The sequence below is a fragment of the Akkermansia sp. N21169 genome, assembly GCF_029854675.1.
Taxonomy (GTDB): domain Bacteria; phylum Verrucomicrobiota; class Verrucomicrobiia; order Verrucomicrobiales; family Akkermansiaceae; genus Akkermansia.
Window position 1 is genome coordinate 79,791 of the sequence record NZ_JARWNC010000032.1, and the last position, 15,141, is coordinate 94,931.

The 15,141-nt window shown below is 52.1% G+C and carries 15 protein-coding genes; 10 read left to right on the forward strand and 5 right to left on the reverse strand.

Translation table 11 applies throughout. From position 1 onward, the window contains the following. Positions 1-6: 6 nt before the first annotated feature. The 7 genes from QET40_RS03805 to QET40_RS03835 all read left to right on the forward strand — a co-directional run bounded on the left by QET40_RS03805 (position 7) and on the right by QET40_RS03835 (position 5,999). On the forward strand, positions 7-414 hold the full coding sequence (locus QET40_RS03805) for a F0F1 ATP synthase subunit delta (RefSeq protein ID WP_280125854.1): 408 nt from the start codon (positions 7-9) through the stop codon (positions 412-414). Positions 415-454: 40 nt separating this feature from the next. Then, positions 455-1,987 carry a F0F1 ATP synthase subunit alpha gene (gene atpA / locus QET40_RS03810; RefSeq protein WP_280125855.1) on the forward strand — a complete coding sequence of 511 codons (1,533 nt, stop codon included), beginning with the start codon at positions 455-457 and terminating at the stop codon, positions 1,985-1,987. Between the two features lie 32 nt (positions 1,988-2,019). Then, the gene (gene atpG, locus QET40_RS03815; protein ID WP_280125856.1) at positions 2,020-2,892 is read left to right on the forward strand and encodes an ATP synthase F1 subunit gamma; all 873 of its coding nucleotides are present in this window, start codon (positions 2,020-2,022) and stop codon (positions 2,890-2,892) included. Positions 2,893-2,970: 78 nt separating this feature from the next. Further along, positions 2,971-4,392, forward strand: a complete 1,422-nt coding sequence (gene atpD / locus QET40_RS03820; protein ID WP_280125857.1) for a F0F1 ATP synthase subunit beta — start codon at positions 2,971-2,973, stop codon at positions 4,390-4,392. Between the two features lie 21 nt (positions 4,393-4,413). Beyond that, positions 4,414-4,830, forward strand: a complete 417-nt coding sequence (gene atpC / locus QET40_RS03825) for an ATP synthase F1 subunit epsilon (protein WP_280125858.1) — start codon at positions 4,414-4,416, stop codon at positions 4,828-4,830. Positions 4,831-4,930: 100 nt separating this feature from the next. Beyond that, positions 4,931-5,461, forward strand: coding sequence for a hypothetical protein (locus tag QET40_RS03830; RefSeq protein ID WP_280125859.1), 531 nt, complete (start codon positions 4,931-4,933; stop codon positions 5,459-5,461). A gap of 124 nt (positions 5,462-5,585) precedes the next feature. Further along, positions 5,586-5,999, forward strand: a complete 414-nt coding sequence (locus QET40_RS03835) for a hypothetical protein (RefSeq protein ID WP_280125860.1) — start codon at positions 5,586-5,588, stop codon at positions 5,997-5,999. Between the two features lie 185 nt (positions 6,000-6,184). On the opposite strand, the gene QET40_RS03840 is transcribed toward QET40_RS03835, so the two are convergent. Together QET40_RS03840 and QET40_RS03845 are read right to left on the reverse strand one after the other, a co-directional pair. After that, positions 6,185-6,754, reverse strand: coding sequence for an elongation factor P (locus QET40_RS03840; RefSeq protein WP_280125861.1), 570 nt, complete (start codon positions 6,752-6,754; stop codon positions 6,185-6,187). 90 nt (positions 6,755-6,844) lie between these two features. Continuing rightward, positions 6,845-7,363 (reverse strand): SprT-like domain-containing protein, encoded by a 519-nt coding sequence (locus tag QET40_RS03845; protein WP_280125862.1) that lies wholly within the window; start codon positions 7,361-7,363, stop codon positions 6,845-6,847. Between the two features lie 83 nt (positions 7,364-7,446). Here QET40_RS03845 and QET40_RS03850 point away from each other — a divergent pair, with 83 nt between their 5' ends. Continuing rightward, positions 7,447-8,556 (forward strand): DUF5009 domain-containing protein, encoded by a 1,110-nt coding sequence (locus QET40_RS03850; protein WP_280125863.1) that lies wholly within the window; start codon positions 7,447-7,449, stop codon positions 8,554-8,556. Positions 8,557-8,727: 171 nt separating this feature from the next. Continuing rightward, the gene (locus tag QET40_RS03855; protein ID WP_280125864.1) at positions 8,728-10,167 is read left to right on the forward strand and encodes a Gfo/Idh/MocA family oxidoreductase; all 1,440 of its coding nucleotides are present in this window, start codon (positions 8,728-8,730) and stop codon (positions 10,165-10,167) included. A gap of 64 nt (positions 10,168-10,231) precedes the next feature. Here QET40_RS03855 and QET40_RS03860 read toward each other — a convergent pair whose 3' ends face one another. Both QET40_RS03860 and QET40_RS03865 read right to left on the reverse strand, forming a co-directional pair. Further along, positions 10,232-12,235 (reverse strand): SEL1-like repeat protein, encoded by a 2,004-nt coding sequence (locus QET40_RS03860; protein ID WP_280125865.1) that lies wholly within the window; start codon positions 12,233-12,235, stop codon positions 10,232-10,234. 79 nt (positions 12,236-12,314) lie between these two features. Beyond that, on the reverse strand, positions 12,315-13,457 hold the full coding sequence (locus QET40_RS03865; protein WP_280125866.1) for an alkaline phosphatase: 1,143 nt from the start codon (positions 13,455-13,457) through the stop codon (positions 12,315-12,317). A gap of 175 nt (positions 13,458-13,632) precedes the next feature. Between QET40_RS03865 and ilvN the strand changes: the two genes are divergently transcribed. After that, entirely contained in the window at positions 13,633-14,136 is a 504-nt protein-coding gene (ilvN, locus tag QET40_RS03870; protein ID WP_280125867.1) for an acetolactate synthase small subunit, read from the forward strand. 119 nt (positions 14,137-14,255) lie between these two features. Here ilvN and QET40_RS03875 read toward each other — a convergent pair whose 3' ends face one another. Next, positions 14,256-15,125, reverse strand: coding sequence for an HAD family hydrolase (locus QET40_RS03875; protein ID WP_280125868.1), 870 nt, complete (start codon positions 15,123-15,125; stop codon positions 14,256-14,258). Between the last annotated feature and the right edge of the window lie 16 nt (positions 15,126-15,141).

Below are 15,141 nucleotides of genomic sequence, written 5' to 3' on the forward strand. Positions count from 1 at the left end.
TTCATCATGAAAATTTCGAAGGACACCCAGACCAAGGCACGCAGGCTCCTGAAGCTATGTATGGTAAACGGCTTTCTTGATCATGCTCGCGTCCGGACAATCACCCGGACTCTGGCCGAACGAAAGCCGAGAAACTACCTGCCCCTTCTCTCGGCATTCGCTAATCTCGTCCGTCTCGAACTCGCCAAAAAAACTGTCACCGTACAAAGCGCCGTCCCTCTGACAGATGCGGAAAAATCCGACATCGCATCCGGGCTGGAACAAAAATACGGACCGGGCCTGGACTATGGCTGGAGTATCCTCCCCGAATTAATCGGCGGCATTCATCTTCAAATAGGCGACAACGTACTGGACGGTACTTTGAAAACGCGCATCGACAAACTCCGCCAATCCGTCGAATCCCTTCATTTCTGATTTCCCTCCCCCCTAACCAATTTTCCTCCAATACAATTCCATGAACAGCATTCTTCAAGAACTGGAAGCTGAAATCACCAAGGCCAGCACAGCAATCAACCAGGAAAACGTAGGTGTCATCCGGACGGTTGGTGACGGCGTTGCAAAAATCGAAGGCCTGAGCAACGTCATGCTAAGTGAAATGATCGATTTCCCCGGCGGAGTTAAAGGCATGGCCATGAATCTGGAAGAAAACGAAGTCGGGGCCATCATCATCGGCGACGATTCCGGATTGAAGGAAGGGGATGAAGTCAAAACCACCGGGAAACTCCTTTCCGTGCCCGTTGGTCGCGCCCTGCTCGGACGCGTCGTCAGCACCCTCGGAGAACCGTTGGACGGCAAAGGCCCAATTGCAGCCGAAGCCTGGTATCCCGTAGAAAAAATTGCCTCGGGCATCATCTCTCGTGAACCCGTTTCCGTACCCGTCCAGACGGGGATTCTGCCTGTGGATGCCATGATTCCGATTGGCCGAGGCCAGCGTGAATTGATCATTGGCGACCGTTCCACCGGTAAAACAGCCATTGCCTTGGACACGATGATTGCCCAGGGAGAACAAAACCGCAAAGCCGAAGCAGGACTTCTGCCCGGTCATCGTCCCCTCTACAATATCTACGTTGCCATCGGCCAGAAGAGATCCAAAGTCAAACGCCTCATCACCAAGCTTGAAGAAACGGGCACCATGCCCTATTCCATCATCGTCGTCGCCTCCGCTTCGGATCCTGCCGCCATGCAGTACCTGGCTCCCTATGCCGGCTGTGCCATGGGCGAATATTTCATGGACCAGGGAGAAGACGCCCTGATCGTCTATGACGACCTTTCCAAGCATGCCGTAGCCTATCGTCAAGTATCCCTCATCCTGCGTCGTCCATCCGGACGCGAAGCCTACCCCGGCGACGTGTTCTATCTGCACAGCCGCCTTCTGGAACGTGCAGCCCGCCTGAATTCCGCCCATGGAGGAGGCTCCCTGACAGCTCTACCCATTATTGAAACCCAGGCAGGCGACGTATCCGCCTACATCCCGACCAACGTCATTTCTATCACGGACGGCCAGATTTTCCTCGAAACGGATTTATTCTACCAAGGGGTGCGGCCGGCCATTAATGTCGGTATTTCCGTCTCCCGCGTCGGATCCGCCGCCCAGACCAAGATCATCAAAAAACTGGCAGGTTCGCTGAAACTGGACCTCGCCCAGTACACGGAACTCCAGGCTTTTGCCCAGTTCGGCTCAGATCTGGATCCCTCCACAAAAGCCAAACTGGAACGAGGCAGCCGCATCGTAGAAGTTTTCAAACAGAAACAGTACGAACCCATGTCCCTTGGTCTGGAAGCCGGCGTCCTTTACGCCATGCAGAAGGGTTACATGGACGACGTTCCCGTCAACCGGATCAAAGAATTCCAGATCGCTCTGGAAACGGATCTTCAGGACAAGCACGAAGATCTGCTTGAAGAAATCAACCGCGTCAAGGAACTCACGGAGGACATCGACTCCAAGCTCAAACAGGCAATCGAAAGTTTCAAGGCCATCTGGTCCTGATCCAGGCAGGAACCGTACCAAATTAAGCCATTATGGGAAATTCAAGAGACATCCGGCGGAGAATCAAATCCGTCAAGAATACATCGCAAATTACACGTGCGATGCAAATGGTAGCATCCGCCAAGATGCGGCTCGCCCAAGACCATGCTCTCAAGGGAAGATCCTATATAGGCGCCCTCGCCGAAGCGCTCTACCACCTTCGGGACGAAATCGCGGAGCAATCCAACCCCCTCCTGCGCGACAACCATTCCGATGTAGAACTGGTACTCGTCGTCAATACGGATCGCGGTCTCTGCGGCGGATTAAACGTGAACCTCTTCAAAGAAGTCCGCTCCCAGGTATCTCCCCAGGCCCATTTTGTCACTCTGGGCCGCAAATTGAATGCCACATTCGCCCGCGTCGGTGCCATCATCGACGCAACCTGGAGTCTGAGCGAGCCACTGCAACTGTTAGAACTCCGCCCCGTCTTCGACTACCTCATGCAGCAATTCCTGCACGGGGAATACGGACGTGTTCTGGTTGCATTCCCGTCTTTCGTCAACACCATGGTGCAGAAGCCGGTCATTCGCCAGCTCTTCCCGATTGATACGGAAGCCCTCAAGGCACTCGTCCAGGAAGGCGGACATGCCTTGCGCGATCAAGACGAGCAGCCCTACAAGCTGGAGCCCTCCCCCCACGAAGTCCTGAAAACTCTTCTCCCCCTCTACCTCTTCTATATCCTTGTCCAGATCGTACTGGAGGCACGGGCATCCGAACAATCCGCCCGTATGGTTTCCATGAAGGCCGCTACGGAAAACGCCCATGGTATCATTGATGACCTGACGCTGGAATACAACAAAGCCCGCCAAGACCAGATCACCAACGAACTTCTGGAAATCACCACCGCCATGAAAGCCATGGAATAACAGATCTCCGGCATTTCTGATCCTTTCAAACACTCATTTCAAGTTACCAATTTTCACCCCCATCCTCACCGTCTCATTATGAATACAGGCATCATCGTCCAGATCATCGGCGCCGTGGTTGACGTGGACTTTTCCCAGGCTCCGTCGATTCCCTCCCTTCTGAATGCGTTGGAAGTCGACCTCGTCGTTGACGGAAAACCCAAAACACTCGTCCTGGAAGTCCAGCAGCACATCGGCGACGGCTGGGTACGCACCATCGCGATGAGCTCCACGGACGGTTTGCGCCGGAGCATGCCCGTACGCGACACGGGAGCTCCCATCCAAGTACCCGTCGGAGAAGGAACACTGGGCCGCATCTTCAATGTCCTCGGCAACGCCGTGGACGAACGGGGCCCTGTCAAATACGACAAAAAGTACTCCATCCACCGTCCCGCTCCCTCCCTGGCAGAACAAGCCAACAGTACCGAAGTGCTCGAAACCGGGATCAAGGTCATCGATCTGATCTGCCCTTTCCTGAAAGGCGGCAAGGTCGGCACATTCGGCGGAGCCGGTGTCGGCAAGACGGTATTGATCATGGAATTGATCAACAACATCGCCAAGGCGCGAAGCGGCCTCTCCATCTTTGCCGGCGTCGGCGAACGTACGCGCGAAGGAAACGACTTGTACAACGAAATGATTGAATCCGGCGTCATCAACATCGAGGATCCGGAGCAATCTAAAGTAGCCCTCGTTTACGGTCAGATGAACGAACCCCCGGGCGCCCGTCTCCGTGTTGCACTGTCCGCTCTGTCTATGGCGGAATATTTCCGCGACGAAGAAGGCAAGGACGTGCTCCTTTTCATTGATAACATCTTCCGCTTCTCGCAGGCCGGCTCCGAAGTATCCGCCCTGCTGGGACGTACTCCCTCCGCCGTGGGCTACCAACCCAATCTGGCCGAGGAAATGGCCAACCTGCAGGAACGTATCACCTCGACCCAAAAAGGCTCCATCACCTCCATGCAGGCCGTTTACGTGCCTGCAGACGACTTGACGGACCCGGCGCCAGCTACCACATTCGCCCACCTGGATGCCACCGTCGTACTGGAACGCAGCCTGGCGGCACAAGGCCTGTTCCCTGCCGTTGAACCGTTAGCATCCACCTCTGCCGCTCTTTCTCCGGAAATCGTCGGAGAAGAGCACTATCGCGTGGCGCGCGGCGTACAGCAGATCCTCCAGCGCTACAAAGATCTTCAGGATATGATCGCCATCCTCGGCATGGACGAACTCTCTGAAGAAGACAAGCTGGTTGTTGGCCGCGCCCGTAAAATCCAGAAATTCCTCTCCCAGCCCGTCCATGTCGCAGAAGTCTTTTCCGGCATTCCGGGCGAATACGTCCCCTTGTCCGAAACCATCCGGGGATTCAGTGAAATTCTTGCCGGCAAATGGGACAATATTCCCGAAGGAGACTTTTTCATGAAGGGTAATATCGACTCCGTTATCGCCAAAAAGGAACAGTCCTAACGACATCCACCTGCCATCCTCATGCCAATCAGCCTTGAAATTGTTACGCCGCTAGGCGTTGCCCGTTCCCTGGACACCGAATACGTTTACGTCCCGGGCGCACAAGGAGAACTGGGCATTCTTCCGGGACACGAGCCCCTGATCACGATCATTTCCCCCGGAGAACTGCGCTGCAAGCCCGCCGGAACGGAACAAGAGGAATTCCTCGTAGTCGGCAACGGCTTTCTCCAAGTCGTCAACGACCGTATTACCGTCGTCACCGACTTGGCCTTGGAGGATGCCCAAATCGACGAGCATAGCGTAGAAAAAGCCATCGCCGCCGCCAAGGAAGCCTTGAAAGAACGTGAAACCATGTCCCGTGAAGAACAAGCCCGCTACGAAGCAAATCTCGCCAAGCAGCTAGCCGTTCTAAGCTTCAAAAAGAGAAAGAACAGGTAAAGGCTGTTCTGTTGAACGAAACCAGAAGACTTCGTGTCCAACCAGGTAAAGCAACCGAAATGGACAGTTGCCTGGAAATCTAATATTCCCCGTTACCACTATGTTATGGAATGATCGATTTGAAGCCCTGTTTCGTGAATCCGTCGCCCGCTTCCAAGAGGGGCAACACAACATCGAAACCTTTTTTACGGAACGCGAAAAAGCTTTTCTAGCCACCATCGGCTACAAGCCGAGGGAAATGTTCGACTTTGTTGAGGACTACGCCCAGGAAGGAGTGCCCACTCCATCCACGGCCCTTCTTGTTGCCGCAGTCCGGCGCGATTACTTCCTGACGATCCAGAAGGGGCAGCCGGATCTATCAGAACCGGTTACGGTCAATCAGCTCCCCACCTTCGGAGACCAGCTCCAGGACATTGCCTACCTTCCACGCATTATCAAGAAGGCAGAAGCCAAGCTGCGCGGCACTCTGGATCCGGACGTCATGTTCTGTTGCGGAGGAGACCGTAATTTCCTGCGTGAACACGGCAATATCCACCCGGCGGATTTTCTGAGAGTCGTCTGGGCAGCCGACAAAGATGAATCCAAAATAGCCGCCTACGTCAAAGCTGCCATGAGAGAGGCCGAATCTTGAGACTTCCCTACAAATTCAGTCTTGCAATTTTGAAGGGAAAATCCTAATAGATAAAACCGTTCGTTTGCCGGTTTCCAAGAAAAGAAGCCTGCATTCCTATTGACTCTAATTATCCCAATCTATCATGAATATCCAAACTGCCGTCCTTTGTGACTATGCCGCCGACTACCAAGGCAAACTTTGCTTCCAAGGTGCATTCGATACGCTTTTTGCCCAGAACACTCCCGTGATCCATCCGATGTGCTCCCTGGCTCTCCGCATCTGCATGACGCCCGAAGATGCCGGCGACCACAAGCTCGGTATTTCTGTCGTAGATGAAGACGGCAAAGCTCTTGATCCGGAACGCATGCCTATCACAGGCGATTTGACGGTGGCCCTTCCCGAAGGAGCTTCCTTCTTCACCCGCAACCTGATCATGAACTTCCAAGGATTGCGCTTTGAAAAACCCGGTGATTATTCCGTCGACATCGCTCTTGATGGCGACATCATCTGCCGCGTTCCCCTGCGCGTCGTCAAAGTCGACGCCCCCCAGGCCTAAGCATTCCGGCTTTTTCCCATGGCGGGTTTCCGACTTTCATGTCGGAGACCCGCTTTTTTTATCCACGGAAAACGGAGAAGCTTGGAGTATCCGGCAAGTCCCGCCACAAAAAACTGCGACGCCCTGCTTCAAGAAACAGGTACGCCGCAGTTGTTCAAAATAATTTCAGAGAAGGCGCGCCGGAATTATCCGTTAACACGACCAAGATAGGTGCCGTCTTCCGTTTTAACGGAAATACGTTCGCCGGGCTTAATGAACAGAGGAACCTGGACAACGAGTCCCGTAGTCATTTTAGCCGACTTGTACACGTTGTTTGCAGAATCGCCTTTAACACCTTCGGGAGCTTCTTCCACCGTCATGGTGATCGCAGCCGGCAGCTCAATTGAACAAGCCGTACCGTCCGTAAACAGGAGAATATAGATCTGGCCTTCCATCAGGTAGTCCTTGACGGGCTCGACAATGTCTTCCGTAACGGTTACATCTTCGAAGGTTTCGGGTTCCATGAAATGGTAGCCCATACCGTCTACGTAGCTAAATTCGTATTCTTCACGAGCCAAATTCACGCCTTCCAGAGATTCGTTGGAAGTCATGCGGAGATTGTACACTTTCTTGGAAGAAATACTGCGGATGGTCATCTGCACATAGGATGCCATGCGAGGCGGGCACTTGTGCTCCATGTTGGTGACAACACAAACGTCATTGTTATAATTGACGGCGTGGCCCTTGCGAAGGTTGATTACGGGTACTTTTGCCATTGCGCGGGGAGGATAAACGCACGGAATCAGGCAGTCAAGTTTTTGCAAGCTTAAAATGCAAATTCCGACACCATTTGTTTTTGAAAAAGCTCACTCCCCCCTGTCGACTTCCACCAGTTCCAGCAATCCTTTGGTTTCAGGCCTGTTGCGAATCATAACACGACTCAGATACCGGTGACAGGCAGGCTTCCTATAGTATCCGGCAACGAATTCTCCCGTTGTCTTGATCCGGAGAATATACCGGTACGATCCCTCCTGGATTTCTCCTGGCATGGCTTTGGCTCGAGGAACGGCTCCAACACGCAGGCACCATTCCCTCCACTGCCTGCCATGCCCCTGTTCACGGGAATGAACCCACGCCAGGGCATGAGAGATTTCATGGAAAACCGTGTCGATAATTTGTCCGGAATTATCGGAATTGAGTTTGACGAAGTGCCTGGAAAGAGTAATAAGCTGGTCCTTGTATCGGCAGGATCCCAGTCTTCTCCGGGCACGATCCCAGCGGAACGACCAGTTCACCAGCCCCCAACGGTTCAATTCATCGCGAACAAACCGCTCAATCTCTCCTTCGCCGGAGAACGAGGGATGCGTGTCTCTTTCTGCTGCCATGCCGGTGTATGCTACTCCGATCCATTCCGGCTACCATGTCGAATTCATGACATGGCGGCTTTCCACCTTTCCCTCCAACTCCCATGAACGCACCTCCCCCAGCCTCTCCTTCCCAGCGTATCGCAGCCATAGATGCCTTGCGCGGATTCGACATGTTCTTCCTCACCGGAGGCCTTTCCATCTTTCTGGCAGTTTCCCGCCTTGCCTGGAATCCCGTACCGGAATGGCTTGCCTATCATACACGCCATGTTCCGTGGATCGGATTTTCCGCGTGGGATCTCGTCATGCCTCTGTTCATTTTCATCGTCGGATCGGCCATGCCGTTTTCCATCGGCAAGGCTATGGGACAATCTCCGAAGTGGAAAATCTATCTGAAGATTCTGAAAAGAGTCGTACTCCTTTTCCTCCTCGGCATGGTAGCGCAGGGCAACCTGCTCTCCTTTCAACCGGATCGTATCCACCTGTTCTGCAACACCCTTCAAGCCATTGCCGGCGGATATCTGATTGCTGCCATCTGCATGCTTCACCTGCCCCGTTCCTGGCGTCCCTGGATCGCCTTGGTTCTGCTTGCCGTCTATGCCTTGGTTCTGCAATTCATTCCATATGGCGGAAACCCTGCCGGAACTCTGGAGCCCGACAACAACCTTGCCCTCTATATCGACAAGACTCTGGAGGGACGCTTCCAGGACGGCACCAACTATGCCTGGATCCTGCCTCAGCTTTCTTTTGGCGCATTGACTCTTTTGGGAGTATGGGCGGGAGACATTCTCAAACATGGAACGGGGCATGCCCAAAAGGTGGCAATGCTTGCGACGGCAGGAGCATTATCCCTGGGACTCGGCTATGCCTGGAGTCTGCAGCTTCCTATCATTAAGCATCTGTTCACCAGCTCCATGGTTCTATGGGCGGCAGGATGGTGTTTCCTTCTTCTGGCAGTTTTCTACATCATTGCCGATATTCTGAAACAAAACTGGCTCTTCTTTCCCTTGAAGGTTATCGGGTGCAACGCCATTTTTGTCTACATGTGGACATGTGTTTGCCCCCCGGAGGGTAATTTGTCCCGGGCTCTATTTGCGGGGTTCAGCTCCTGCTTCGGCAATGCCTCCAACTTTGTTTTCCAGCTCTGCAACTATGCGCTCATTTGGGGGATCCTGTACTTTCTCTATGCGAAAAAGACATTCATCAAAATCTGATCTGTCGGTTCAGGAGTGCAAAAACATCAGACCATCAATTAAGTATATACGCACTAAATCCCGATTTCTTTCAAAAAAAATGCTTTGATCTCAAAAAACACATTTTGTGTGTATTAACGGCATTTTTCTATTTGCAGAAGGAGGGCAAATCATCCTATATGGTTCTTTACCATGATCTCTAATAACTCTTCTCGACGTTTGTTTCTGAAACAGGCTCTCGCCATCTCGGCAGCAGCCTCCGTACCAACCTTCTGGATTCCGAAGTCCTACGCCGCCACACCGGGTGGACGTATCATCAGCCCGAACGATAAAGTCAACCTTGCCCTCATCGGCATTGGCAACCGGGGTGGAGAAATAGGCCTTGCCATGAACTCCACCGGCCTCTGCAACATCGTCGCCCTGTGCGATGTCGACATGGGCGCGCCCCATACGCGCAAGCTGATGTCCAAGTTCCCTGACGCACCTCGTTTTCAGGATTTCCGCAAAATGTTCGACAAAATGTCGGACAAGATCGATGCCGTCTGCATCGGTGTTCCGGATCATAGCCACTTCCCCATTACCATGGAAGCCATGGCCCGCGGCAAACATGTCTATGTGGAAAAGCCCATGGCCCGTACATTCCAGGAAATCGAACTCATGATGAAGGGAGCCGATAAATTCGGCGTCGTCACCCAAATGGGCAACCAGGGCCATTCGGAAGGCAACTACTTCCAGTTCAAAGCCTGGAAGGAAGCTGGCATCATCAAGGACGTTACCGCTATCACGGCCCACATGAACTCCGCCCGCCGCTGGCACGGCTGGGATCCAAAAATCACGCACATGCCCCTGGGCGAACCTGTCCCCAAGACGCTTGACTGGGACACATGGCTGAGTGCCGTCGCCCACCATGACTACAACCACGATTACCACCTCGGCCAATGGCGTTGCTGGTACGACTTCGGCATGGGAGCCCTCGGCGACTGGGGCGCTCACATTCTCGACACCGCCCACGAATTCCTTGAACTGGGGCTTCCCTATGAAGTCAACCCGTTGATGTTAAAGGATCATAATCCTTTCTTCTTCCCAATGTCCTCCACCATCCTGTTCCGCTTTCCGGAACGCAGCGGCATGCCTCCCGTGGATATTACCTGGTACGATGGTGTCGATAACATCCCCGCTGTGCCGGAAGGCTATGGGGTCTCCGAAGTCGATCCCAACATACCCACCGTCGCCGGCGGCAAACTCCAACCAGCCAAGCTGAATCCCGGCAAGGAAATTTATTCGAAGGAGCTCACCTTCAAGGGAGGTTCCCACGGTAGCACACTCTCCATCATCCCGCCCGACAAGGCCAGGGAAATGCAGTCCCGCCTGCCCGAAGTACCGAAGAGCACATCCAACCACTTCGCCAACTTCCTCCTGGCCTGCATGGGCAAGGAAAAGACGCGTTCCCCGTTCTCTGTTGCCGGGCCGCTCAGCCAGGTATTCTGCCTGGGCGTCCTTGCCCAGCGCCTGAACCGAAAGATCATTCTGGACCGCGCCACCAAGCAGATCACAAACGATGAAGAAGCCAATAAGCTTCTCGCCGGAGCCCCTCCCCGCAAGGGCTGGGAACAGTACTACAACATCGTCTAAGCCATGCTTCGGTGAACATGTCACATCAAAACACCTGTCCCGGAATAATCCGCCGGGACAGGTGTTATATTTGTTCCGTCAACGCATCAAAACGTTCCCGGCACCCCTGGTGCGGCCACGAGCCATTGGAACAGGCCTTATAATAACGAAGCGCTTTTTCCTTGTCCACCTGCGTTCCAATCCCTCGTTCATGGACTATGCCCAAAACATAACAGACGGGACCTTCCATGGGAACTCCGTGAAAATCGGGATTGTCCATAGACATAGCAAGCCGATAGGCCTCACTTTCGTCCCGTCCCGGAAACTCCGGATGCCGCAACACCATGGAAATGGCATCTAATTTGACACAGTTGGGAAAAGACAATTTCCTCTTGATGTGATCATTCCAGGGCCATCCATCATCATATTTCATCATCCACAGGCAATATGGAACCGAAGGAGCTACCAGGCTCATCAGGTTGCGCCACGCCTTCCCCAAGTCGACGGGGACGCCGATTCCTTGTTCATAAATTCCGGCAAACGCATAAGTCATCGTCAAATTGCCCTGCCGATAACATTTTTCTCCCCAAGCCGCCATGGCATCTCTGACAGGAGGAGAAGCCAGTTCCATCACATGCCGGCAATACGCCATAGCCTCTGCATCCATTCCTTCCCGACACATGTCATTAAGCCGGGCACAAATGTCACGCACATCATCCATGCCGGATGTTTTGATCTGCTCTCTCAACTGGTAGGCTTCGTCACGTTTCAGAATTGCCTTCCCATAAAGATCTCTTAACTGATCCATAGACTCTCGGGAAAACCAGGAACGCAGAATTTCATTCTCGAAACAAGTAGATATTTCGAATTTCCAATCCACCTCGCAATGTTTCCAATACGGCAAATAACCGGCTTCCGACAAAGTCCGGTGGAAGATAATCATGTTCTCCCACTCTTCCCGCGAAAAATGCTTGACACATGACATGCCAAACCTTAACCACACGAACATAGCCGATAAATTCCCCTGACAAGCAGCCCTGTAGGCATAATCGGAACAGATCCGGCATGTCTTCCAAGTTTCGGAAGATTCCTCCGAAACCATTCCGTAGCGGAAAAAGAATTGCTCGTAAATCTTCTGATTGGTTCTGATCGGCATAAAGTCCAATTCAGGCAAAACTTTGAGCCAAGACAGACTCTCCTTCATCTCCTGAATAATCCAGGAATCAAGGCTCAATGAAGAGATATAGCCAAACCGAGGCTCAAATCTGATCCATGTGTCAAAAAGCAACTTCACTAATTGCCCTGCTGCATGGGTATCGCCCGCATCGGCTTTCTTTTTCAATTCTTCAATCACATATTCTCCCAGCGCAGGAGAATCTGTCTTCACGCACATATCCTGCAAGACCATATACGCCATAGCATCCCCGGACTGGATCGCTGCGTCAAAATCTCCATAACCGTTTATTAAACTGGGAAGAGGATGATGACCAGGCCACAAGCTGTCCCATATCACATAATCCACCGCGGACTGTCTCAATTCCCGGAGATAATGAAGCAAGAACAAGGCACCCCGGCGTTTCAAATCAATCGCCCGCTTTAGCCAGTATTCCACCTCATGATACTCCCCCCACGTCAGCTCGACGGCTCCATCTTTTTTGTATTCCAAAAAGGATTTGGCCATCATTAGGCAAGCATCGGCATTATTCTGTGCAGCCAGTTGCCGGATTTCCGCACGGGACATTCCTTCCAGAGGCAACCGATTTAAATCCGGTGTTTCTCCCACTTTCCAAGGAATGAGCTCATCCTTCCGAACCAATCGCTCCAGCTCGGAATCCAAACATCGCTGCCGTTCTATCAGTTGATTAAATTCATCTTCCGACAACCCGGCATGCGTATTGTATGTATTCGCTGAATCTGTAACCCCACTGAGTAGACACCATTCCGGATAGGGCTGGCGGGAATCATTCCAATACTTCCTCACGCGCTCGGCATTGCCTTCTCCATATTCGCCAAGCCCCAGCCAAAAACACAAAGAACCGACAAGTAACGCCGAAGCCACTCCGCCGATAGACAAGCGCTTCTTCATCATCCGGCCCTGAATTAATCATTAAATCAATCGCCCGAAGCCTCATTAGAGGAACTTCGAGCGATCGAAGCAATTCACTTTCTCACTTACTGCCATCCTTGAGCGCTTCGCGAATTCTGTTGCAGATTTCGGTATTTTCATACACTCCTGTGAAAACACCGCTACCAGCTCCATAGGCATAAACGGGAACAGCTACTTCATTGTGATTGCCGGTCGAGAATTTGCATTTCACTTCACCCTTTTCCTTATCGCCGCCAATCAGTGTCAGGCCGCCCGTATTGTGATCCGCAGTAATGACGACGAGCGTACCGGGGTGTTGCGATGCCCAGGAAAGCACCTTGCCGACGGTACGATCAAAATCGTACAATTCATCCAGCATAACAGGAAGATTGTTGGCATGGGCTTCTTTATCGATCTTGGAACCTTCGACCATTAGGAAAAATCCCTTTTTATTGCCTGCCAATATGTCAATAGCCTTCATCACCGCCTTTTCCAACACGTCGCCACGCTCGGACGGCTTGGCCAAATTACCCTTATCCACTACTGCAAATACCCGGCCTTCTTTAACAGCATCCGTCTCTTCCCAATTCCTGGCTATAGTATAGCCGGCTTTCTTCATTTCGGCGAACAAATCACGTCCGTCGGGACGCCCTTCGAACTTGGCCGAGCCACCACCGAAAATAAAATCTGCCTTACTGGTCGGAAAACAGGCGGCAATATCCCAAGCTTGGGAACGATTCGGAGCATTCGCACAAAAAGCAGCCGGAGTTGCATCCGTTAAATCGCATGTCACGACTACGCCGGTCGATTTACCCATACCGGCGGCATCGTCAACAAGGGAATCAAGTTTCTTGCCATCGGGGGTCATGCTAATAGTACCATACGTTGTCTTGCAGCCGGAAGCCAGAGCCGTACCGGAAGCTGCGGAATCCGTTATCAGTTTGTCCGTACACCAGGTTTTCGCAAGACCGGTTACCGTGCAATGCTCCAGATTCAACTTTCCCTTGTTAGCAGCCCACGCCGTAAACACATGGTGCATCCCCATGCCGTCGCCGATCATGAAGATAACATTTTTAACGGGGACATCGGAGGGTACGGCAGCAACGGCTTTCACGGGATAATCCTTTTCAAAGGTATAAACCTGTTCGACATCCACCTTGGCGGCCCATGCGGAGGCATACGCCATTGCCGCACACAAACCTAAAGAAAGAAGCGTCTTTTTCATCGTTGTCGCACTATAAATCTTCCTGAATAAAAGCCAAGAGTAAACAAAAAACAAATTCGTCAAAATGTTACGGGACCTCTTACTAACGCATCTTCCGGTTTTGCCGGATTTCAACGGGCTTGACGCTTACCCCCGATTCATGCACAGTATGTGCCGCTTAACAAAGCGATACATTATGACCCGTCACACCATATCAGTACTTGTTGAAAATAAATTCGGCGTGCTTGCCCGCATTGCCGGACTTTTCAGTGGACGAGGCTACAATATTCATTCATTGAACGTGGCCCCGAGTCAGGATCCCCGATTCTCGCGCATGACAATTGTCGTCCGCGAACGGGAAGATGTCCTGAATCAAATCATCAAGCACCTGGAAAAGCTAGTCAACACGGTCGAAGTCATCGACTTCAGAAATACCGACAACGTGTATCGCGAAATCGTTCTTCTTCGCGTCGGTGTTACGGCGCAGACGAGGCATGAAGTTGTCGAACTCAGCCGTCTGTTCCACGCCCAGATCGTGGACGTCACCAAAGATACGCTCACTATTGAAGTCACAGGCGACGAATTCAAAATCGACCGGTTCCTGACGTTGATGAAGGACTACGACATCCAGTTGCTGACCCGCAGCGGCAAAATCGCTCTTCCCAAACCGGAACAGGAAGATTGCGATCGGAATGCCTAATCTATTTTAAGTAACTCTTTCGATACTATCCCCTGCGGAATTCGCTTCCGCAGGGGATTTAAGTTATAGAAGTTCCACCTTCTATAAGGTTTCCGCTTTACGTTTCCCTGTCAATTCGTTCAACGGTGACCCAGCATCGTTTTGAACAGTCCCAAGCCAATCAAAAAATAGGTCACAAGCATGAGGATCAGCAAAATTTCCTTGCTGGAAAACGGATAAAGTATCTCCGACATGAATCCCAAGGCCAGGAAAAACATAACCAGCAAAATCAGGGTGTATCCCCAAAAAGACTTCCAAGGTTTGGGATTCCATATGCAGGGACGCGTCTTCCTGTCCAAATATAGCCTAAGCTGACTTATAGAAACAAACAGGTATGCGGGAACGGCCGCACGAAGGGCAGGAACGTCAGCCGTCGAAGCCCAAGCCGCAGAAACTGGAACAACTCCGGCAATCCGGGACGATTTCACATCGGCAGGAACATCGCCGACATACACGACATCTTCCGAGGCGCGAATATTAAAAATTTCACACAAATGATTAATTCTATTTGCCTTGACTACCTTCTCCGGAGAGCCTGTTCCGATAAAGCTGCCAAAGAATCTTGTGAGGCCGAATTGTTCCAATGTGATTTTTGCCGTCTCCGGTTCTTTGCCAGTGACAACTCCCAGGCAAATTCCTCTTTCTTCCAGCATTTCGAGCACCTCTATAACTCCGGGAAAAGGAGCAGGAGCCATTTCAGGATGCAATTCCTTATAATAGCGTAAAAACAACTCGTAGGCTCTTTCCCTCTTTTCCTCACTATCCGGCAAAAGACGATTGATCACTCCGCGGTCGGACGGTCCGAAGTAACAAGAGATTTCTTCATCTCCCAGTTCCCTGCCGTCTATGTCGCGAATCGTACGGCGGAAAGCTTCAAGGCACAACGGAAGCGTATCGCCCAACGTACCATCCATATCAAAAAGAACCGCCCGGATCATAGACAGAAGCATGCGGACACCTCGCAGG